The following is a 21,457-nucleotide window of genomic DNA, read 5'->3' on the forward strand; positions in this document are numbered from 1 at the left end:
CGAGGACATGGACCTTGCGGTGCGGGCAGCACAGTTGCGCAGCGAACGCCGCCCGTTCGTGGAAGCGACCGTCGTACGGGCACAGCCGCCGACGTCCGCGCACTCGGGCGACCGGGCGCTCGTCCACGCCGACGGCACGATCGAGGGGTTCGTCGGCGGACAGTGCACCGAGAACTCGGTGCGCGAAATGTCCCGCACGGTGCTCGAGCGAGGGGAGAGCATGCTCCTACGGGTGCTGCCGGCCGGAGCCGCCGAGTTCCCCGACACCCCGGGGGCGACGATCGCGGTCAACCCGTGCATGTCCGGTGGGGCCACCGAGATCTTTCTCGAGCCGCGGATGCCTGCGCTCGTGGTGGCCGTCTTCGGGGACTCGCCCGTGGCCGACGCCGTGAGCGACTTCGCGCGGCGCGTCGACTACTCGGTGGAACGGATTCGCGGGACGCGAGTGCCTGCCGAGGCGTCGGTGGTGATCGTCGCGAGTCACGGAGGCGACGAGGGGAGTGTGATCCGCGCGGCGCTCGACGCCGGAAGCCGCTATATCGGTCTGGTCGCCAGTCACACCCGTGGCGCCGCGGTGCTCGACGAGGTGGATCCGACCGACGACGAGCGTGCCCACGTGCACACCCCGGTCGGGCTCGATATCGGTGCCCGCACCCCCGCGGAGATCGGTCTGTCGATCGTGGCCGACATCGTGCGAGTCGCGCGCAGCGGCAGCCTCATCCGCCCCTCCGAGGAGAGTTGTCGACGCGTCGAGGTGCCGAGGGAGACGGAGTCGAAGCCGCAGACGGCCGTCGACCCGGTGTGCGGGATGACCGTCACGATCACCGAGTCCACCCCGCACCTCGTCGTTGCGGGCCGGACGATGTGGTTCTGCTGCCCGGGTTGCCGCAGCCGCTTCGAGAAGGACGACGTCGCGTGACCGACCCGTCCTCTCCGGGCATCTTCACCGGCGTCGACGACGTGATGGCCAGATTCGACAGCCACGATCACCTACTCGATCAGGGCACCGCCGCCGCGATCCACCTCGCCGTCGCATTGGGGCGACCGCTGTTGCTCGAGGGCGAACCTGGGGTCGGCAAGACCACTGCCGCCAAGGTGCTCGCGCAGATTCTCGGCAGCCCGCTGATCCGGTTGCAGTGCTACGAGGGACTGTCGGTCGCCGAGGCCCTCTACGACTGGAACTACCAACGCCAGTTGCTCGCGATCCGGCTCGCCGAGGCGCGCGGCGACGTTCCCGCCGAAGCCGACCTGTACTCCGAGGAATACCTCCTCGAACGCCCCATCCTGCGCTGCGTCCGCCACCGCGGCGACACACCCGCCGTTCTGCTCGTCGACGAGATCGACCGTGCCGACGACGAATTCGAGGCGTTGCTGCTCGAGTTCCTGGGGGAGTTCGCCGTCACCATTCCCGAACTCGGCACCCTCACCGCGACCCGCCCGCCCGTTGTCGTGCTGACCTCGAATCGGAGCCGCGACCTACACGACGCACTGCGGCGACGTTGCCTGTACCACTGGATCGACTACCCCGACCGCGCCCGGGCGGTGGCGATCCTGCGTCGCACGGTGCCATCGGCGAACCTCGCGCTCGTCGAACGTGCCACAGATTTCGTCGCGGTGGCCCGCGGACTCGATCTCGACAAGGCACCCGGAATCGCGGAGACCATCGACTGGGTATCGGCCCTCGCCGCGCTCGGTGTCACCGACCTCGTCCGGCCCGAAGCGGCGATGTCGCTCGCGGCACTGGCGAAGACTCCCGACGACGGCGACGCGCTGGGGGAGGCGCTGACCCGCTTCGTCTCCACCGAAGTGTAATGAGCGCCGGGCTGCTCCCCGGGGTCGATCACGCCGCCTTCACAGTCGCGTTGGTCGACCGGCTCAGGTCCGCNACCTTCACGCGCGGCTTGCGTGCGTGTCCGCCAACCACGCGGACTCGGTTGTACTGGACCGCGCGGCTCACCCTCGTCGACCGGTACGAGAGCCTGTCCACCTTCGATACGGTCTTCGACCGGGTGTTCGGCGAGGCACCAGTTCCGCTCGACCCGCACGCCCGTCGCACGGGACCCGAGGACGAAGGCGCGCCGGGGGCGTCGACACCGGACGGACCCAGCCGGCCCATCGGGGTTCTCACTTCCGGGCACGACGTTCCATGGGTCACCAGGACGATCGTCGAAACCGCAGAGGGGGAGCGGGCACCCGGCCGCCCGGGGCGCGAGGTGGCGAGCGCACTGGCCGAGATCGCCGATCAGCGGTTCGACGACCTCGACCCGGCGCAACTCGCACTCCTCGAGACATGGATCGAGGCGGCCGGAGCGCGCTGGGCGATCCGCCGCACCCGCCGCCGGGTGCAACGCCACACCGGACGCGTCGACATCCGCGCGAGCATCGCAGCCTCCCGCGGCACGGGGTTCGAGCCGCTCCGGCTGATCCGCACGCGACCGGGTCGACGCCGGCGGCAGGTCGTCGTGTTCTGCGATGTCAGCCGTTCCATGCGTCCCTACATCGGGGTGTATCTGCATCTCGTGCGTGCGCTCGCCCACACCGGAACGGCTGAGGTCTTCGTGTTCTCCACCACAGCTGCGCGTCTGACGCCGGTCCTCCGGCACCGGTCGGTCGATCAGGCGATCGGCGTCGCCAACGAGCGGGTACGGACGCGGTTCGGAGGCACCCGCATCGCCGGTTCGCTCGCCGAGGTGGTCGCCTCCCATCACGGACACCTGATGCGCGGAGCGATCGTCGTCGTCGCGTCCGACGGTTGGGACAGCGACGATCCCACCGAACTCGCCCACGTCCTGGCCAGGATCCGGCGTCGCGCGCACCGGCTGGTGTGGCTCAACCCCCGGGCCGGGCAGTCCGGTTTCACGCCCTCGACCGGGTCGATGTCCGCCGCGCTTCCACACTGCGACGCGATGGTGGCGGCCGACACACTCGTGGCCCTGCAGCACGCCGTCGACGTTGTTACGTCCACGGATACGGGGGACGGGGGACTCCGACGGCGTGTCGTAGGTCATGGCGTGAACGTCCTACCCTGGTAGGCATGGCAACATCCGAGCTCGCGTCTCCCGCGCAGCCTCCGGCGCCCGCCCCCATGAGGGGAAACCCGCCGGCACTGCTGATTCTCTTCGGCCTCCTCGCCGCCCTCGTCGCGGCGTTCGCGGTCGGACTGTCCGCTGCGCAGGCTCTGGTGTTGCTCGGCATCCCCGATCCCGGTCCGCTCACCACCTACGGTCTCCCGGCGGTCCGCGCGATCTCCGAGATCGCGACGGTCATCACGATCGGCTCGCTGTTCTTCGCCGCCTTCCTCGTGCCCCCGCAGCGGAGCGGGGTACTCGACGTCGGCGGTTATCGCGCCGTGCGGACGGCGGGCGTCGCGGCGACGGTGTGGGCCGTGACAGCGGCGCTGATGGTGCCGCTGACCTTGTCCGACACTTCCGGCAGTCCGCTGAGTGAGGCCATCCGTCCGGAGAACCTGTTCTCGGCGCTCGGTCAGGTGGAGGTCGCGCTGGCCTGGGCCTGGACGACCGTGCTCGCGCTGATCACCGCGCTGCTGACCCGACTCGCAGTGCGCTGGTCGTGGACGCCGTATCTGTTGCTGCTGTCGTTCGTCGCCCTCATGCCGATCGCCCTGACCGGGCACTCCTCGTCGGGTGGTTCGCACGATATGGCGACCAACAGCCTCGTGCTGCACCTCGGCGCGGCGTCCGTCTGGGCCGGCGGGTTGTTCGCGCTGCTCGCCCATTCGATGCGGGGAGGGGAGCACACCGATGTCGCCGCCCGGCGGTTCTCCTTCGTCGCCGGACTCGCGTTCGTCGTGATGGCTGTCAGCGGCGTGATCAACGCCGCGGTCCGCATGTCGTTCGACGACCTGACGACCACCACCTACGGCGGGTTGCTGCTCGCGAAGACCGTCGCGCTGGTCCTGCTCGGCATCTTCGGCTGGGCTCAGCGACGCCGGGCGCTTCCGGCCCTCGAGGCCGACCCCACCAGCCGGTCCGCTCTCGTCCGGTTCACCCTCGCCGAGGCGTTCGTCCTCGCCGCGACCATCGGCCTGGCCGTGGGACTCGGCCGCACGCCCCCGCCGCCGCCGGCCTCGGTACCGACGATCCAGGAGGTCGAGCTCGGCTACCAGCTCGACGTACCGCCGTCGTTCGTGAGCCTGTTCTTCGGCCAGTGGCGCTTCGACCTGATCTTCGGCACGGCTGCTCTCGTGTTCGCCGCCGCCTACGCCATCGGTCTGTGGACGCTGCGCAAGCGCGGCGACTCGTGGCCGGTCGGCCGGTCGATCGCCTGGTTCTCGGGTTGCTTCGTGCTGTTCGTCGCCACCAGTTCGGGCGTCGGGATGTACTCGCCGGCGATGTTCAGCGTGCACATGGGCGCGCACATGGCCCTGTCGATGCTCGCTCCCGTACTTCTGGCGCTCGGCGGGGCGATGACCCTCGCCCTGCGTGCGTTCAAGCCGGCCGGACGCAACGCCCCTCCCGGCCCGCGCGAATGGATCCTCGAGTTCCTCCACAGCCCGCTGTCGCGCTTCTTCACGCACCCGATCGTGGCATCGGTGATGTTCGTCGGCGGTTTCTACGCGTTGTATCTCGGAGGGATCTTCACCGCGTTCATCGACAGTCACACCGCCCACGTCCTGATGAACCTGCACTTCCTGCTGAGCGGCTACCTGTTCTACTGGGTGGTGATCGGCGTCGACCCGTCGCCACGCGACCTGCAGCCCGTGACGAAGCTGGCGATGGTCTTCGGCTCGCTCCCGTTCCACGCCTTCTTCGGTGTGACGCTCATGAGCATGGGCACGGTGATGGCCGAGAGCTACTACCGTGGCCTGGCCCTGCCGTGGAACTACGACCTGTTCTCCGATCAGAAGGTCGGCGGCAGCATCGCGTGGTCGGCCGGCGAGATTCCGCTCGTACTCGTGATGCTCGCGCTGCTCGTCCAGTGGTCGCGCACCGACCGGCGCACGGCCCGTCGCGTCGACCGGGCTGCGGAGCGCGACGACGACGCCGACCTCGCGGCACACAACGCGATGTTCGCCGAGCTGGCGCGCCGCGACCGCGAAGGCCGCTAGCCGCGCCGATCCGACACGCACATCCTGTCGCGCCGCGGCGAATCGGACGAATACGGACGCCGCGGCCGGACGGTCCGTATCGTCCTCGGCGTGACCCGTACCACGCACGTCCCCGCCCTGCTGCTCGCCGGTGCTCTGGCACTGCTGACGACCGTCGTGTCACCTCCCGCGGTGGGCGCGAACCCGGCGCCGGGAAAGGTTGTCGAGGTCGCCACGCTCGACCCGGAATCGTCCCTGCCCGGGGCGTCCTCGGCTCGCGTCCTCGCCTACACCACGCAGTGGCGCGACGGCACCCCGACCACGGCGACCGGGGCACTGTTCATCCCTCCCGGCACGCCGCCCGAGGGCGGGTGGCCCGTCGTCGCATGGGCCCACGGGACCGTCGGTCTCGACGATTCGTGCGCGCCCTCGCGGTTGCCGCGCACACCGCGCGACACTGCCTATCTCGACCACTGGCTCGGGCAGGGCTATGCCGTCGTGGCAGCCGACTATCCGGGCCTCGGGTCGGGCGGGCTGCACCGCTATCTGGACGGGCAGAGCGCCGCGAACAGCGTCATCGACATCGTGCGGGCGGGACGCGCCGTCGAACCGTCGCTGTCCGACCGCTGGGTCGTGATCGGTCAGTCGCAGGGCGGGCACACCGGTCTGCACACCGCGCACGCCGCGACCACCCGCGCACCCGAACTGGACTTCCGCGGGACGCTCACGACCGGCGCCCCGTCCAACCTCGAGTACCTGTTCCCGCTCGGATTCCCGGGCTTCCCCGGTCTCGGCCTCGACGGACTCACCGCCTTCGCTGCCTACATTTTCGCAGGCCTGCGCGACGCCGATCCGGCCCTGAACCTCGACGGATACCTCACGCCCCTCGGACGGGAGATCGTCGACACCGCCGAACGCCTCTGCTACGACGACCTGATGGACCGCTACGGCGAGGTCGGCGTCGGCGAGGTCCTCGCCCGTCCGCTGAGCGACGACCGGTTCCGCGCCGCCTTCACCGACTATGTCGCGGTGCCGACCCGTGGTTACGACCGGCCACTGTTCCTCGCGCAGGGTCTGCGCGATACGACGGTGCCCGCGCCGCTCGCGTTCGAACTGATCGGGGACCTGTGGGCCGGGGGCGCGAACGCGCAGTTCCGGACGTATCCGACAGGGCACTCGGAGACGATGTTCGCGTCGCTGCCCGACACGACAGGCTTCGTCGCGGAGCTGCTGCGGCGCTGACGCGGGCGCGGCCCGGGCATCCCGTGGTCGCACGATGTGGGTTATCGACCGTCGACCGATACGCTGGTGGTCATGGCGGAGTTCATTTACACGATGAAGAAGGTGCGCAAGGCGCACGGTGACAAGGTCATCCTCGATGACGTCACCATGAGCTTCTACCACGGCGCGAAGATCGGCGTCGTCGGACCCAACGGCGCGGGCAAGTCGTCGATTCTCAAGATCATGGCCGGGCTCGACCAGCCCAGCAACGGCGAGGCCTTCCTCGATCCGGAGGCCACCGTCGGCATCCTCCAGCAGGAGCCGCCCCTCAACGAGGAGAAGACGGTCCGGGAGAACGTCGAGGAGGGCCTCGGCGAGATCAAGGTCAAGCTCGACCGGTTCAACGAGATCGCCGAGCTCATGGCCACCGACTACTCCGACGAGCTGATGGAGGAGATGGGCAAGCTCCAGGAGGAGCTCGACCACGCCAACGCGTGGGATCTCGACTCGCAGCTCGAGCAGGCCATGGACGCACTGCGCTGCCCTCCGCCGGACGAGCCCGTCACCCACCTCTCCGGTGGTGAGCGCCGCCGTGTCGCGCTGTGCAAGTTGCTGCTGAGCAAGCCCGACCTGCTGCTCCTCGACGAGCCCACCAACCACCTCGACGCCGAGTCGGTGCTGTGGCTCGAGCAGTTCCTCGCCTCCTATCCGGGCGCCGTGCTGGCCGTCACCCACGACCGGTACTTCCTCGATCACGTCGCGCAGTGGATCTGCGAGGTCGACCGCGGCAAGCTGCATCCCTACGAGGGCAACTACTCCACCTACCTGGAGAAGAAGGCCGAGCGTCTCGAGGTCCAGGGCAAGAAGGACCAGAAGCTGCAGAAGCGGCTCCGCGAGGAACTCGAGTGGGTCCGCTCCGGTGCCAAGGCACGGCAGACGAAGAACAAGGCGCGTCTGGCCCGCTACGAGGAGATGGCAGCCGAGGCCGAGAAGTACCGCAAGCTCGACTTCGAGGAGATCCAGATCCCGACGCCGCCGCGTCTGGGCAACGTCGTTGTCGAGGTCGAGCACCTCGACAAGGGCTTCGACGGCCGTGTCCTGATCAAGGACCTGTCGTTCACGCTGCCGCGCAACGGCATCGTCGGTGTCATCGGCCCCAACGGCGTCGGCAAGACCACGCTGTTCAAGACCATCGTCGGTCTCGAGGAGCCCGACAGCGGCACCGTCAAGGTGGGCGACACGGTCAAGCTGAGTTACGTCGACCAGAACCGCGCGAACATCGACCCGAAGAAGACGGTTTTCGAGGTGGTCTCCGACGGTCTCGACTTCATCGAGGTCGGGCAGAACGAGATGCCGTCGCGCGCGTATGTGAGCGCGTTCGGGTTCAAGGGTCCCGACCAGCAGAAGCCGGCCGGTGTGCTCTCCGGTGGTGAGCGCAACCGCCTGAACCTGGCGCTCACGCTCAAGGAGGGCGGCAACCTGATCCTCCTCGACGAGCCGACCAACGACCTCGACGTCGAGACCCTGTCGTCGCTCGAGAACGCGCTGCAGCAGTTCCCGGGTTGCGCCGTCGTGATCTCCCACGACCGCTGGTTCCTCGACCGCACCTGTACCCACATCCTGGCGTGGGAGGGCAACGTCGAAGAGGGCAAGTGGTTCTGGTTCGAGGGCAACTTCGAGGCCTACGAGGCGAACAAGATCGAGCGTCTCGGAGCCGATGCGGCACGTCCGCACCGCGTCACGCACCGGAAGCTCACGCGTGACTGAGCGCAACGGCCACCGGCCCTACCGGTGCCCGGTCGAGGTGCGCTGGGGCGACTCCGACCGGCTCGGGCACGTCAACAACGCCAAGGTCGTGGAATACCTGCAGGAAGGGCGCATCAAGTTCTTCCGGAGCGAGCTGCCGGCCCGCGATGCCGTCGTGCTCCGGAAGATGGACGTCGAGTTCCTGCGTCCGATCAAGGATTCCTCGGCGCCGATCGAGGTCGAGACGACGGTGCTGCGTCTCGGCACGAGCTCGTTCACGGTGCGTCAGACGATCCTCGACCGGGACGGCGTGGTGTGCGCGGTCGCCGACACCGTGCTCGTCGGCTTCGATCCCGAGACCGACACGTCGCAGCCGTTGACAGACGAGGTACGGGCGGTGCTCGACCGGCACCGCGCCGTCACGCCCACCGGCTGAGCGGGTACATCCTGTCGACCGGCCCGGCTGTTACCCGACCCGCCGGTTCCGACCCCCCGATTGCGCGCCGCGGATAGGCTCGATCACGAGTCCGTCCGCGGCGCGCGGAGTATCCGCCCGACAGAGCAGGAAGGGTGTCGATGGCCGATCCGGCTGTGGTGCAGACAAATGCAACGGACAGTGATGCCTCTCCCGAGGCGGTCCTCGAGTGGATCTATCAGAGCTCCGGAGAGTTCACCACGGACCACGGCGCGGCCGCGCTCGAGCACGTCCGTCTCGGTCGTCGCCGCGCACCGGGCACCGCTGTCGTCGGTGTGCGCCGCACCGAGGGCATGGGTGTCGCCGTACAGATCGTCACCGACGACATGCCGCTGCTCGTCGAATCGGTGCTGGCACTGCTGTCCCGGCTGGGTGTCTCGGTGGCGACGGTCATCCACCCCGTCCTGTCTGCGCGCCGCACCGCCGAGGGCGACCTCGAGCGCCTGGCCGACGAAGGCGGACGGGCCTCGGGTGGAGTCGCCGAATCGTGGATGCACATCGAGTTGCGCGGGCCCGTCGACGACGAATCGCTCGAGGAGATCGATCACGGCCTGCGGCGCGTACTGTCCGATGTGCGGCAGGTGGCGTCGGACTCCGGGAAGATGCACGCCCTGCAGCGCGACCTCGCGGACGCGCTCGACGGCCTGGCCGCCGATCCGCCGGCGCACTACACGGCCGACGAGCTCACCGAGACCGCCGAACTGCTGCGCTGGTTGAGCGGCGGGAACTTCACCCTTCTCGGCTACCGGCGCTACGACTTCGTTCCCGACGGCGGCGACGACAACGTGCGCGCGACGCCCGTGCCCGGCAGCGGCAGGGGAGTGCTGCGCACCGATGCCTCGGTCGCGGACCCGCTCGACCTGCCCGGTGAGGTCGGCACGTGCCGCCGCCCGCTGCTCGTGCTCACTCAGGGCGCGCTTCCCGCCACCGTGCACCGTTCCGTCTATCCGTACTTCGTCGGCGTCGCCCGGCTCGACGCCGACGGCGCGCTCGTCGGGGAGGATCGTTTCCTCGGTGTCCTCACCGTGACCGCTCTGCACGAGAACATCCTCGACATCCCCGTGGTCTCGCGCCGGGTGCGGGAGATCGTCGCGCGGGCGCGGGTCGAGCTGTCGTCCTACAGCGGCCAGGCGATGCTCGAGATCATGCAGACGGTGCCCCGCGCGGAACTGTTCTCCATGGACACCGACACCCTCTACGAGACCGTCACGGCGGTGGTCGACATCCGCAGGCAGGTGCGGTTGTTCGTCCGCGTCGACACCTACGGGCGGTACATCTCGTGCCTCGTCTACCTGCCGCGCGACCGCTACACGACGAAGGTGCGCGTGGCGATCCAGGACATCCTGTTGCGCGAGTTCGGTGGCGGCGTACTCGACTACACCGCGCGGGTATCCGAACGTGACCTCGCGTTGCTGCACGTGACGATCCGTTTCTCCGGGCGCGCACGTCGCGAGGTGGACACCTCCGAGGAGAACCGCCTGCGGATCCAGGCGATGCTCGCGGAAGTGACCCGCAACTGGGCCGATCGGCTCGGTGAGGCGGCGGCCGCGACCGGCGATCTCGATCCGTTGCTGGTGCAGCGGTACGCCGAGGTCGTGCCCGAGGCGTACAAGGAGGACTTCGGCTCCGAACGTGCCCTGGACGACCTGCGGCGTCTGGAAGCGCTCGACTCCGGCGATCTCGACACGCACCTGTACCGTCCGGGTTCCGACGATCCGTTGTCGTTGCGTTTCACCCTGTACATCGCCGACGAGACGGTCACCCTCGGCCGGATCCTCCCGGTGTTGCAGAGCCTCGGCGTCGAGGTCGTCGACGAGCGGCCCTACCGGCTGCCGCGATCGGACGGAATCGAGTGCGGGATATACGATTTCGGACTCTGCCTGCCCGAGGACATCGAGCACGGCATCGTGGAGGCCGATCCGACCCTGGCGGATCGTCTCACCGACACCTTCACCGTGGCCTGGCGGGGGGCGGTCGAGACCGACCGGTTCAACCAGCTCGTGCTGCGTGCCGGGCTCACCTGGAAGCAGATCGTGCTTCTCCGCGCCTACGCGAAGTACTTGCGCCAGACCGAATTTCCGTACAGCCAGTACAACATCGAAGGTGTGCTGCTCGGCGCCCCCCACACCGCGGCGCTGCTCGTCGGGCTGTTCGAGTCCCGATTCGATCCGGAGAACGCCTCCGCCGAACGCGAACAGCAGATCGCCGAGGAACTCACGACGACGATCGCAGAGGTGACCGCCCTGGCCACCGACCGCATCCTCCGGGGACTGTTCTCGTTGATCCGTGCGACCCTGCGCACCAACTTCTACGTGGCCGGCGGTATCGGGCACGAGCGCCCGGACGGCCGGGCGTTGTCGCTCAAGTTCGATCCGCGACGGATCGCCGAACTACCCCAGCCGCGACCGGCTTTCGAGGTGTTCGTCTACGCCCCGGGCGTCGAGGGCGTCCACATGCGGTTCGGTCCCGTCGCCCGCGGTGGTCTGCGCTGGTCCGACCGCCGGGAGGACTTCCGCACGGAGGTGCTCGGCCTGGCCAAGGCGCAGGCCGTGAAGAACGCGGTGATCGTGCCCGTGGGTGCGAAGGGTGGCTTCGTCGTCAAGCACGCCCCGCGTCCGACCGGTGACGCCGAGGCGGACCGGCGCGCCGTCCGCGAGCGTGGCGAGCGGTGCTACCGGTGCTTCATCGCCGGTCTGCTCGACATCACCGACAACCTCGACGCCGCCCGCAACGACACGGTCCCGCCGCAGCGGGTCGTGCGTCACGACAACGACGACCCGTATCTCGTGGTGGCCGCGGACAAGGGCACCGCGTCATTCTCCGACCTCGCGAATTCCGTTGCGGCGGAATACGGCTACTGGCTCGGCGACGCGTTCGCGTCAGGTGGCTCCGCCGGTTACGACCACAAGGAGATGGGCATCACCGCGCGCGGTGCATGGGAGAGCGTCCGGCGTCACTTCCGCGAACTCGGATCCGACCCGCAGACGGACGATTTCACCGTCGTCGGCATCGGTGACATGAGCGGTGACGTCTTCGGCAACGGCATGCTGCTCAGCCGGCACATCCGGCTCGTCGCGGCCTTCGACCATCGGCACATCTTCCTCGATCCCGATCCCGATCCGGAGCGGTCGTTCGAGGAGCGGCGCCGGTTGTTCGAACTGCCGCGGTCGTCGTGGAAGGACTACTCGACCGAACTCGTCTCGGCCGGGGGCGGGGTGTGGGACCGGACGGCCAAGTCGGTGCCCGTCGGTCCCGAGGTGCGTGCGGTGCTCGACCTGCCCGACGACGTCACCGCACTCCCACCGCCCGAACTGATCCGCGCGATCCTGCGCGCACCCGTCGACCTGTTGTGGAACGGCGGTGTCGGCACCTACGTGAAGGCGTCGACGGAAACCCATGCGGACGTGGGGGACAAGAGCAACGACGGCGTGCGCGTCGACGGGCGGGAACTGCGTGCCCGGGTCGTGGGCGAGGGCGGCAATCTCGGTGTCACGCAACGCGGCCGCATCGAGTTCGCGCGCGCCGGCGGAAAGATCAACACCGACGCGATCGACAACTCGGCCGGCGTCGACAGCTCCGACCACGAGGTCAATATCAAGATTCTCCTCGACGCTATGGTGACCGCCGGCGAACTCGCGGCGGAGGACCGCAATCCGCTGCTCGCGTCGATGACCGACGACGTCGCCGAACTCGTTCTCGCCGACAACATCTCGCAGAACGCCGTGCTCGGACTCGAGCGGGTCGTCGCGCCGTCCCTGCTGGGGGTGCACCGTCGGATGCTCGCAGCCCTGGAACTCGATCGTGGACTCGACCGCGGCCTCGAGGCCCTGCCCGACGAGGCCGAGTTCGATCGTCGTGAAGCGGCGGGGGAGGGATTGACGTCGCCGGAGCTGGCGCAGCTCCTCGCCCACGTCAAGCTCGCCCTCGTCGACGACCTGCTGGCCACGAACCTGCCCGACAACGAGACCTTCGCGTCGATCCTGCCCGCCTACTTCCCGCCCGCTCTGCGCGAGCGGTTCCGGGCCGGAATCCGGGCGCATCCGCTGCGTCGGCAGATCGTTGCGACCATGCTGGCCAACACCACGGTCGACAACGGCGGCCCCACCTACGTCTACCGGCTCGCCGAGGAGGCCGGGGCGACGGCGACCGACGCCATCCGCGCCTACACCGCCGTCACCACCATCTTCGGGCTACCGGCCCTGTGGGACGAGATCCGGGCCGCCGGGCTGCCTGTCGACATCGAGGACGACCTGCTGCTCGAATCCCGCCGCGTGCTCGACCGAGCGTCGCGCCGGCTCCTCGCCACGCGACCGCAGCCCCTCGCGGTCGGTGCCGAGATCAGCCGTTACCGCGATGCCTTCGCGCGTCTCGCACCGCGGGTCGCGGACTGGATGCGCGGGCACCACGCCGAGGACTTCCTTCGTCGTACCCGCCCGCTCCTCGAACGAGGAGCACCGGAGGAGCTCACGGGCGTCGTCTTCCGGCTCCTCGACCAGTTCCCGCTGCTCGACGTCATCGACATCGCCGACATAGAGCAGCGCGACGAGGCGGAGGTCGCCGATCTCTACTACGCCCTCGACGCGCGTCTCGGCGTCGACCGCCTGCTCACGGCGGTCTCCGGTCTCGAGCGGGGCGACCGCTGGCATTCGCTGGCACGCCTCGCGCTGCGCGAAGACCTGTACGGCTCGTTGCGGTCGCTCGTCCTCGACGTGCTCGCCGGCGCCGAACCCGGGGAGTCGACCGAGGAGATGATCGAGGACTGGGAGTCGTCCAACGGCTCCAAACTCGTCCGTGCGAGGGCGGCGCTCGACGAGATATTCGCGTCTGGAAGTCTGGACCTCGCCACCCTCTCGGTGGCGGCACGACAGATCAGGGGCATGGTGCGCACGCGCGCATCCGATCGGAGGTAACGAGTGAGCGGTGCGGGCGAACAGTTCGGTTTCCACACCGAGGTGATGGTGCGGTGGTCCGACATGGACGTCTTCCAGCACATCAACCACGCGCGGATGGTCACCCTCCTCGAAGAAGCGCGGATCCCGTGGCTGTTCGCCGACGGCCGCCCCACCCGCGATCTGCGTGAAGGCGCCGTCATCGCCGACCTCCACGTCCGCTACCGAGGGCAGTTGCGCCACGACGACGGTCCGCTCGACGTGCTGATGTGGACGGAGAAGGTACGCGCGGTCGACTTCACGATCGGGTACGAGGTGCGGCCGGGCGGTGCCCCGGTCGACTCGGCGCCGGCGGTGGTCGCGTCCACCCAGATCGCGGCGTTCGACATCGAGACCCAGCGCCTGCGCCGGCTCAGCGACGACGAACGCGAGTTCCTGCGTCAGTGGCAACGAAACTGACGGTGGCACCGCAATTGACGAGGGACGAGGCCGACGTGACCGACGACCGGATCCGACGCGCAGAGCGCCTTCTGACGCTCGCCGACCCCGACGACAGCGTCGACCTCGCCGCATTCCTGGCCCGGGCCGCGCGTCTCGACGAGGCTGCCGTGGTGCGGTTGCGCCGCCGCGGCGACGGATTGCTCGGTGTGTGGACACGCACCGGTTTCGAGGTGCTCGCCGGACGCGTCGTCCGCGGAACCGTGGCTCCGGCCGACACCTGCGTGGCCGCCGAGTCGCTGCGGGCCGCGCTTCTCGCCGGGTCCGAACCGCGCACCGAGGTCGACCCGGGCTGGGCGATGGATTCCGCCTGGCGCGGCGCACTTCCACCCGACGACGGCTACGTCCACGTCGACGACGTGCCGGCACGGATCCTCGTCGCACTCGCGCAACGCGGCGTCGCGCTCACCCGCGAGCACGGCGCGCAGGGACCGCCGGCGTCGTTGCTCGCCCAAGAGGTTCTCGAGGTGAGCGGTGCCGGGACGACCGTGGGTGTGCCGATGCGCATGGTGTTCGCGCTCGGTGCGATGGGCTTCGTGCCGGGTTCCGGTCGTGACAGCGTCGACTCGACGGGTATCGATCCCGCCGAGGTGGTCCGGGTCCGGGCGTCCGCCACCTGGATGCGCCTCGACGCCCGCTTCGGGTCGGTCTATCTGCGCCGCGGCGGGGGGCTCGGTCTGAGCGTCCTCTGAGGGAGCCTCACGCCAACCAGGCGGCGGTGTCCGGTGGCAGTGCGTGTCCGGTGAGCGGCGCACTCGCGAGCAGCACCTCGCCGGGAGGCAGATCGACCGCGACGTCGCCGGCGTTGAGAACACAGGTCAGGCCGTCGGAACGGCGGAAGGCCAGGCACCCCGCCGGGCTTCCGTACCAGCCGATCCCACCGCCCTCGGATCGCCTTCGCTCCGTGCTGATGGATCGCCTTCGCTCCGTACGGATCTCGATCGCCTGGCGGTACAGCGAGAGCGTCGAGCCCGCATCCTCGAGTTGCTTCTCAACGGTGAGCGCCGACCACTCCGGCGGCTGGGGCAGCCACGCGGACCCGGCGGAGGTGAACCCGAAGGGCGGTGTTTCGCCCTCCCACGGCAGCGGCACGCGGCATCCGTCGCGTCCGCGCTCGGTGTGGCCGGATCGCTCCCAGACCGGATCCTGCAGCACCTCGTCGGGCAGGTCGACGTTCGGCAACCCCAGTTCGGCACCGTTGTAGACGAACACTGCTCCCGGGAGCGCGAGGGCGACGAGGATCATCGCGCGTGCCCGCGCGAGCCCGACCTCACCGCCTCCGTACCGAGTGACCTCGCGGTCGACGTCGTGGTTCGACAGCGTCCACGTCGGTGAGGCATGCACCGACGTCACCGCCGCCAGGCCCTTCTCGATCGCGTCGCGGACGGCGTCGGCGTCCCAGTCCGACAGCGTCAGGTGGAAGTCGAAAGCGAGATGCAGTTCGTCCGGGCGCAGGTACTCGGCGAACCGTTCGTGGTCGTCGACCCAGATCTCACCGATCGCCACCGAGTCGGGATACTCGTCGAAGACCCGCCGGATGCGGCGGTGGATGTCGTGCACCTCGGGATTGTTGAACCGAGGGTCGGCGGGGGAGTGCCCGAGCAGTTCGTTGGTCTCCCACCCCTCGTGGTCGGGAAGATCTGCGGGCTTGGCCATCCCGTGGGCCACGTCGATCCGGAAACCGTCCACGCCCCGGTCCAGCCAGAACCGCAGGGTCTTGTCGAGGTCCTCGACGACCTCCTCGTCGTCCCAGTTCAGATCGGGCTGCCCGGGAGCGAAGACGTGCAGATACCACTGACCGGGCGTGCCGTCGGGTTCGGTGATGCGGGTCCAGGCCGGCCCGCCGAAGACGCTCGGCCAGTTGTTCGGTGGTGCGCTGCCGTCCGGTTCGCGCCCGTCGCGGAAGTGGAAGCGCCGGCGTTCACGGCTGCCCGGCCCGGCTTCGAGCGCGGCCCGGAACCAGCGGTGCTCGACGCTGACGTGGTTCGGCACGAGGTCCATCACCACCCGGATGCGGCGCGCGTGGGCGTCGGCGACCAGCGCTTCGAGATCGGCGATGTCCCCGAACAGCGGGTCGATGTCGCGAGGATCGGAGACGTCGTAGCCGTGATCGGCCATCGGTGAACGCATCACCGGGTTGAGCCAGATCGCGTCGACACCGAGCAGTTCGAGATAGCCGAGGCGGCTGCGCACCCCCGCGAGGTCGCCGATGCCGTCACCGTTCGCATCGACGAACGAGCGGGGATAGACCTGGTAGAAGACCGCGTTGCGCCACCACGGCGCCGTCGGGTCGCCTCGGCCGGAGGTCGGTGCTGCGGGGTGGGCCACGGGACTCATCGTGTCAGACGACAGGGCGAAAGGCAGGGCGAACGTGGCCGCGGCCGTTCCGTCCGGGCCTGCCCGCATGATAGGACGAACGGCATGAATACGACATCGATCGTCGCGGTCCGGTTGGACGACGTGGAGCTGCGCGACGACCCGATCGACCCTGCGTGGATCCGCGAGGGCGCCCCCGTGGCGCGCAGCGGTCAGTGGGCGACCAGCGCCGACCGCACCACCACCACACACGTGTGGGACTGCACGGCCGGTCGCTTCGACTGGCATTTCGGCGTCGACGAGATTGTTCACATCGTGGAGGGCTCGGTCATCGTCTCGTCCGCAGACTCCGAGCCGCGCACCTTGCGTGCCGGGGACGCGGCGCTCTTCCGAGCCGGGACCACCGCTCTGTGGGAGGTCCCCGAATACGTGCGCAAGCACGCCGTCCTGCGTCGTCACCTGTCGCCGGCGGCGCGGTTCACCCAGAAGGTGGAGGACCGCCTGCGCCGGATTCTGGGCCGCTGAGCTGCGCCGACCTCGGTCAGATGGGGGAATTCATCATCGAGTCGGCCGCCATGTTCATGTAGTCGACGAGCTGCCGGCGGTGCTCGTCGTCGAGCGTCTTCTCGTCGATCGACGCGATCGCGGTGTGCATGCAGCGCAACCAGGCGTCGCGCTCGAGCGGCCCGATCCGGAAGGGATGATGACGCATGCGCAGCCGCGGGTGGCCCCGCTCCTCGGAGTAGGTGCGCGGGCCGCCCCAGTACTGCTCGAGGAACATCCGCATGCGTCGTTCGGCCGGACCGAGATCCTCCTCGGGATACAGGGGCCGGACGATCTCGTCCCGTGCGATCTCCTCGTAGAACCGTGCAGTGAGCCGGCGGAACGTCTCGGCGCCACCGACCGCCTCGTAGAAGGTCTGCTCGTCACTCATCTGTATTCGTTCACCGTCCCTCTCGACCGTCCATTGTGCCCGCTCCCGACCGCACACCGCCCGACGAGCCGTGCCGGGCGGGACCGTCACCGGATGTTCACCGGCCCGACCTGGACCGGTCCGCTGATTCGGGGTGCGATTCGGGAGCATCCGTGGTCCACTGTTCCCAGTCTTTTCGGAGGTCGTATGAAGCACAGCAGCAGCTCGCATCGACAACTCCCGCCCGCGGACGCCCCTGCAGGGGTGCCGGGGGCTACCACACTGCGCGTGGTGCACGACAGCACCGCGACGGTACCCGACTGGTTGAAACGTCGAGTGTTGCTGCTCAACGCCACCTACGAGCCACTCACGGCCCTGCCCGCTCGCAGGGCCGTGGTCCTGATGGCCGGGGGCAAGGCCGATACCGTGCACGACGATCCGCTCGCCCCGCTGGTGCGGTCGGCAGAATGGTCCGTGCAGCTGCCATCGGTGATCCGTCTGCGCAACTATGTACGCGTTCCGTATCACGCGCGGGTGCCGCTCACCCGGGCCGCGCTCATGCACCGCGACCTGAACCGGTGCGCCTACTGCGGTGGCAAGGCCGAGACGATCGACCACGTCGTGCCGCGCAGCCGAGGCGGCGAGCACACCTGGGAGAACTGCGTCGCATGCTGCGCGCCGTGCAACCACCGCAAGGCCGACAAGCTGCTCACCGAACTCGGATGGACCCTGCGTGTGGTGCCGAATCCGCCCAAGGGCCGGCACTGGCGCCTGCTCGCCACCCTGCCCGAGTTGCACCCCACCTGGCTGCCCTATCTGGGGGAGGGCGCGGCCTGATCGGGCCGTTCTCCGGGGCGTATGAGGCCTTTCGGGCCCGGCTGGGCTAACGTTTGGCTGTGAGCATTCTCGAGACAACCCTGATCTTCGTCGGCATCCCGCTGCTGATCGTCTTGGTCTTCGGTGGGCTGTCCTTCGTCCTGAGCAAGTACCCGGGCTCCACGCCGTCGGACGACCCGTACACGCTCGACCGGAAATGGGAGCACGGACCGCTCCTGTGGACCGCGACCGACGAATCGACCCATCCCTGGAAATACCCGCATCATGGTCACGGTCATGCCGCTCTGACCTCGGCGGAGCTGATCGGAGGTACCGCAAGTGGCAAGTGGTGACGTGATCCAGCGTCCGGTCGTCGCGCCGGAGAACCTGCCGCACGGTGCGGCACTCACCGCGAGCGGACGCATCTCCGCCGTGCGCGGTCTCGGTCAGGCCTTCACGGGTGCGCCCTTCAAGGACCGCGACCTCATCACCCTCGACGACACGCTCACGCACGCGACGCGGATCACCAATGTGCGGTTCACCGTCTACATCGGTGACGACGAGAATCCGGCCGCGGCGACCGACGCCCTGCTGCCGACGACGCCGGACGCCGACAACTCGGTCCTCGTCGCCGTCTTCCCGAACCAGCGGAGCATCGAGATCCGCTCGGGTCGCACCGCCGCCGACCGCGCCACCGACCGGGTGCTGCAGCTCGGCGTGACCGCGGCCGTGTCGTCCTTCGGCCAGGGGAATCTGCTCGACGGCATCACCAGTGCGGTCCGCGTCATCGCGAACGCCATGGTCGCTCCCTAGTCCGGAGCCCACGACCATCTGTGGCCCGCTGCCACTCCGCGAAGGAGAGGCGGCGGGCCACAGTCGTCTCATGTGGGCGTCTCATGTGGGCACCGCCCACGGTCGTTCGGTGAGGTCGGCGCGTCAGGACGCGTCGAACGCGCGTGCCTTCAACGAGCGCACGACCCCGGCACGACCCTCGACGACGAGCCGGCGCAGCGCCGGCGGATGGTCGCCGGCGAGGAACTCGTCTGCCGCAGCCACCGACTGCTCACTGATCGACCACGACGGGTAGAGCCCGATCACGACGGTCTGCGCGACCTCGCTCGAACGACGCTCCCACACTCCCGGCACCTCCGCGAAGTACCGCGCGACGTACGGCTCGAGCAATTCGCCCTGACCGGCCGGGGCGAAACCGCCGATCACGGCGCGCGCCGTGATGTTCGGGACGCTGTCGTCGTGCACGACGGTCTGCCACACCTGCTCCTTGACGGCCTCCTGCGGACGGGCCGCGCGGGCGGCCGCCGCCTGGCGGGCACCCGCGGCCGTCGGGTCGCGTTCGGCCTCCGCGTCGATGAACGGCGACTCCACGCCCTCGGCGTCGACCTCACCCGCCGCGGCGAGCGCCTGGACGATCCGCCAGCGCAGATCGGTGTCGACCGTCAGCCCGGGCAGGCCGACCGTCGCCGGATCGGCGCCCAGCAGCTCCTCGAGCACCTCGGTGTGCCAGGGCGACAGGTACGCGGTGGTCAGCGCGTTGACGAACGCGAGCTGATGGTCGGAGCCGGCGACGGACTCGCGGGCGAGCTCGAGCAGACGGTTGGCGAAGTCCGCCCGGCCCTGCTCCGCGGCCCAGGACGGGTCGGCGTAGCTCTCCAGCGCGGTGTGCGCCTGCATGAGCAGACGCTGGACGACACCGACCTCGGTCTCGGCGGCGATACCGCGCTGCACGAGGGCGACGAAATCGCGCGCCTTCATCTCGGCCTGACGGGTCATCTCCCACGCCGCCGACCACACCAGGGTGCGCGGCAGCGACTCGGCGATGTCGCCGACCCGGTCTATGACGGTCGCGAGCGACTCCTCGTCGAGCCGCACCGAGCAGTACGTCAGGTCGTCGTCGTTGACGAGGACGAACGCGCCGCGCGGCACGCCCACCAGATCGGGGACCTCGGTGCGCTCGGCGGCGTCGACGTCGATCTCCACGCGGTGCGTGCGGACGAGCTTGCCGGAGCCGTCGTCGTCGTACACACCGATCGCGAGGCGGTGCACGCGGAACTCACCGGCGCCGGGCTGGGCACCTTCCTGCACCACCGCGAAACGCGTGAAGTGTCCCTGGTCGTCGACCTCGAAGTCCGGTCGCAGGATGTTCAGGCCGGTGGTCTTGAGCCACTGGGCACCCCAGTCCGACAGGTCGCGGCCGGAGGCCTTCTCCAGCGCGGCGAGCAGGTCGTCGAAGGTGGCGTTGCCGTAGGCGTGGTCGCGGAAGTACTCGCGCAGACCGGCGAGGAAGGGCTCCTGCCCCACATAGGCGACGAGCTGCTTGAGCACCGACGCGCCCTTGGCGTAGGTGATGCCGTCGAAGTTGACCTCGACCGCGGCGAGGTCGGGGATGTCGGCGGCGATCGGGTGCGTCGACGGCAGCTGGTCCTGCCGGTAGGCCCACGACTTCTCGACGTTCGCGAAGGTCGTCCACGCGTTGGTGTACTCGGTGGCCGAGGCCTGGCACAGCACCGACGCGAACGTCGCGAACGACTCGTTGAGCCACAGGTCGTCCCACCAGCGCATGGTGACGAGGTCGCCGAACCACATGTGCGCCATCTCGTGCAGGACGGTCTCGGCGCGGCGCTCGTAGGAGTAGCGGGTGACCTTGGACCGGAAGACGTAGTCCTCCAGGAAGGTCACCGCTCCGGCGTTCTCCATCGCCCCGGCGTTGAACTCGGGCACGAACAGCTGGTCGTACTTGCCGAAGGCGTAGGGGATCCCGAAGTTGGCGTGGTAGAAGCCGAAGCCCTGTTTGGTCTCGGTGAACAGCCGGTCGGCGTCCATGTACTCCGCGAGCGACGCTCGGCAGAAGATGCGCAGCGGGATGGTGCCGTGCTCGTCGGTGTACTCGTCGGACCACACGGCATACGGACCGGCGATGAGCGCGACGAGATAGGTGCTCATCCGCGGGGTGGTGCGGAAGATGTGCAGACCCGGCTGCGCGGCCGCCGTCTGTACGGTGTCGGCGTTGGAGATCACGGCCCAGTCCTGCGGCGCGGTGACCTGCAGGTCGAAGGTGGCCTTGAGATCGGGCTGGTCGAAGCACGCGAACATCCGCTTGGCGTCGGCCGTTTCGAACTGCGAGTACAGGTACACCGCGTCGTCGGTGGGGTCGACGAACCGGTGCAGGCCCTCGCCGGTGTTCGTGTACAGGCAGTCGGCGTCGACGACGAGTTCGTTGTGAGCGGCGAGCCCGGTAAGGGCGATGCCGGTCTCCTCGGAGTATCCGGACACGTCGACGGGGTCGCCGTTGAGGGTCGCCGAATGCACGGTCTTCGCGATGAGGTCGATGAACGTCGAGGCTCCCTCGGTCGCGTCGAATCGCACGGTGGTCACCGATCGGAACGTCGTGGTGCCCGGCGCGCCGGCACCGTCGGTGAGATCCAGTTCGATGCTGTAGTTGTCGACGGACAGGATCGCGGCCCGTTCGGCGGCCTGCTCGCGGGTCAGATTCGGTGGTGCCACGGGAGAACTCCTTCTCA

16 protein-coding genes and 1 pseudogene are annotated in these 21,457 nt (G+C 69.1%); 14 read left to right on the forward strand and 3 right to left on the reverse strand.

What is annotated here, in order from left to right; all coding sequences use genetic code 11:
- The first annotated feature begins 7 nt into the window (after positions 1-7).
- The 10 genes and pseudogenes from QR64_RS19485 to QR64_RS19530 all read left to right on the forward strand — a co-directional run bounded on the left by QR64_RS19485 (position 8) and on the right by QR64_RS19530 (position 14,568).
- Positions 8-919, forward strand: coding sequence for an XdhC family protein (locus QR64_RS19485; protein ID WP_037216509.1), 912 nt, complete (start codon positions 8-10; stop codon positions 917-919).
- Between the two features lie 44 nt (positions 920-963).
- Positions 964-1,812, forward strand: coding sequence for an AAA family ATPase (locus QR64_RS19490; protein WP_138845521.1), 849 nt, complete (start codon positions 964-966; stop codon positions 1,810-1,812).
- Positions 1,813-1,886: 74 nt separating this feature from the next.
- A pseudogene (locus QR64_RS28245) lies at positions 1,887-3,032 on the forward strand (vWA domain-containing protein); the annotation flags it as partial.
- A 2-nt stretch (positions 3,033-3,034) separates the two neighbouring features.
- A complete protein-coding gene (locus tag QR64_RS19500; protein ID WP_039586867.1) occupies positions 3,035-5,068 on the forward strand; it encodes a cytochrome c oxidase assembly protein in 2,034 nt (677 codons plus the stop codon).
- Positions 5,069-5,158: 90 nt separating this feature from the next.
- The gene (locus tag QR64_RS19505) at positions 5,159-6,289 is read left to right on the forward strand and encodes a lipase family protein (protein ID WP_411908092.1); all 1,131 of its coding nucleotides are present in this window, start codon (positions 5,159-5,161) and stop codon (positions 6,287-6,289) included.
- 72 nt (positions 6,290-6,361) lie between these two features.
- Positions 6,362-8,035, forward strand: a complete 1,674-nt coding sequence (gene ettA, locus QR64_RS19510; RefSeq protein WP_006551119.1) for an energy-dependent translational throttle protein EttA — start codon at positions 6,362-6,364, stop codon at positions 8,033-8,035.
- Positions 8,028-8,450, forward strand: a complete 423-nt coding sequence (locus QR64_RS19515; protein WP_019289031.1) for an acyl-CoA thioesterase — start codon at positions 8,028-8,030, stop codon at positions 8,448-8,450. Before ettA ends, QR64_RS19515 begins: the two co-directional genes overlap by 8 nt.
- A 140-nt stretch (positions 8,451-8,590) precedes the next feature.
- Positions 8,591-13,399, forward strand: a complete 4,809-nt coding sequence (locus QR64_RS19520; RefSeq protein WP_039586870.1) for an NAD-glutamate dehydrogenase — start codon at positions 8,591-8,593, stop codon at positions 13,397-13,399.
- A 3-nt stretch (positions 13,400-13,402) separates the two neighbouring features.
- Positions 13,403-13,837 (forward strand): acyl-CoA thioesterase, encoded by a 435-nt coding sequence (locus QR64_RS19525; RefSeq protein ID WP_016691845.1) that lies wholly within the window; start codon positions 13,403-13,405, stop codon positions 13,835-13,837.
- A 2-nt stretch (positions 13,838-13,839) separates the two neighbouring features.
- Positions 13,840-14,568, forward strand: coding sequence for a hypothetical protein (locus tag QR64_RS19530; protein ID WP_006551123.1), 729 nt, complete (start codon positions 13,840-13,842; stop codon positions 14,566-14,568).
- Positions 14,569-14,575: 7 nt separating this feature from the next.
- On the opposite strand, the gene QR64_RS19535 is transcribed toward QR64_RS19530, so the two are convergent.
- Positions 14,576-16,213, reverse strand: coding sequence for a glycoside hydrolase family 13 protein (locus QR64_RS19535; protein WP_039587360.1), 1,638 nt, complete (start codon positions 16,211-16,213; stop codon positions 14,576-14,578).
- A gap of 84 nt (positions 16,214-16,297) precedes the next feature.
- On the opposite strand from QR64_RS19535, the gene QR64_RS19540 reads away from it, so the two are divergent.
- On the forward strand, positions 16,298-16,717 hold the full coding sequence (locus QR64_RS19540; RefSeq protein ID WP_006551124.1) for a cupin domain-containing protein: 420 nt from the start codon (positions 16,298-16,300) through the stop codon (positions 16,715-16,717).
- 16 nt (positions 16,718-16,733) lie between these two features.
- Here QR64_RS19540 and QR64_RS19545 read toward each other — a convergent pair whose 3' ends face one another.
- Positions 16,734-17,126 carry a globin gene (locus QR64_RS19545; RefSeq protein ID WP_006551125.1) on the reverse strand — a complete coding sequence of 131 codons (393 nt, stop codon included), beginning with the start codon at positions 17,124-17,126 and terminating at the stop codon, positions 16,734-16,736.
- Positions 17,127-17,312: 186 nt separating this feature from the next.
- On the opposite strand from QR64_RS19545, the gene QR64_RS19550 reads away from it, so the two are divergent.
- The 3 genes from QR64_RS19550 to QR64_RS19560 are packed head-to-tail and all read left to right on the forward strand — an operon-like array spanning position 17,313 to position 18,734.
- Positions 17,313-17,942 carry an HNH endonuclease gene (locus tag QR64_RS19550; protein WP_024100561.1) on the forward strand — a complete coding sequence of 210 codons (630 nt, stop codon included), beginning with the start codon at positions 17,313-17,315 and terminating at the stop codon, positions 17,940-17,942.
- Positions 17,943-18,001: 59 nt separating this feature from the next.
- Complete coding sequence (locus QR64_RS19555) at positions 18,002-18,274, forward strand: membrane protein (protein ID WP_006551127.1); 273 nt, start codon at positions 18,002-18,004, stop codon at positions 18,272-18,274.
- On the forward strand, positions 18,261-18,734 hold the full coding sequence (locus tag QR64_RS19560; RefSeq protein WP_006551128.1) for a DUF5130 domain-containing protein: 474 nt from the start codon (positions 18,261-18,263) through the stop codon (positions 18,732-18,734). The genes QR64_RS19555 and QR64_RS19560 overlap by 14 nt, the downstream gene beginning before the upstream one ends.
- 123 nt (positions 18,735-18,857) lie before the next feature.
- Here the strand turns inward: QR64_RS19560 and pepN are convergent, their stop codons facing one another.
- A complete protein-coding gene (gene pepN, locus QR64_RS19565; RefSeq protein ID WP_019289038.1) occupies positions 18,858-21,440 on the reverse strand; it encodes an aminopeptidase N in 2,583 nt (860 codons plus the stop codon).
- Positions 21,441-21,457 lie beyond the last annotated feature (17 nt).

The sequence above is a fragment of the Rhodococcus sp. Chr-9 genome, assembly GCF_000801125.1.
Lineage (GTDB): Bacteria > Actinomycetota > Actinomycetes > Mycobacteriales > Mycobacteriaceae > Rhodococcus > Rhodococcus pyridinivorans.

Bases quoted from the DNA above. Each gene is read 5' to 3' on its own strand.
- QR64_RS19485 (WP_037216509.1), top strand. From the start codon at position 8: ATGGACCTTGCGGTGCGGGCAGCACAGTTGCGCAGCGAACGCCGCCCG.
- QR64_RS19535 (WP_039587360.1), bottom strand. From the start codon at position 16,213: ATGAGTCCCGTGGCCCACCCCGCAGCACCGACCTCCGGCCGAGGCGAC.
- ettA (WP_006551119.1), top strand. From the start codon at position 6,362: ATGGCGGAGTTCATTTACACGATGAAGAAGGTGCGCAAGGCGCACGGT.
- QR64_RS19490 (WP_138845521.1), top strand. From the start codon at position 964: ATGGCCAGATTCGACAGCCACGATCACCTACTCGATCAGGGCACCGCC.
- QR64_RS19500 (WP_039586867.1), top strand. From the start codon at position 3,035: ATGGCAACATCCGAGCTCGCGTCTCCCGCGCAGCCTCCGGCGCCCGCC.
- QR64_RS19545 (WP_006551125.1), bottom strand. From the start codon at position 17,126: ATGAGTGACGAGCAGACCTTCTACGAGGCGGTCGGTGGCGCCGAGACG.
- QR64_RS19540 (WP_006551124.1), top strand. From the start codon at position 16,298: ATGAATACGACATCGATCGTCGCGGTCCGGTTGGACGACGTGGAGCTG.
- QR64_RS19520 (WP_039586870.1), top strand. From the start codon at position 8,591: ATGGCCGATCCGGCTGTGGTGCAGACAAATGCAACGGACAGTGATGCC.
- QR64_RS19550 (WP_024100561.1), top strand. From the start codon at position 17,313: ATGAAGCACAGCAGCAGCTCGCATCGACAACTCCCGCCCGCGGACGCC.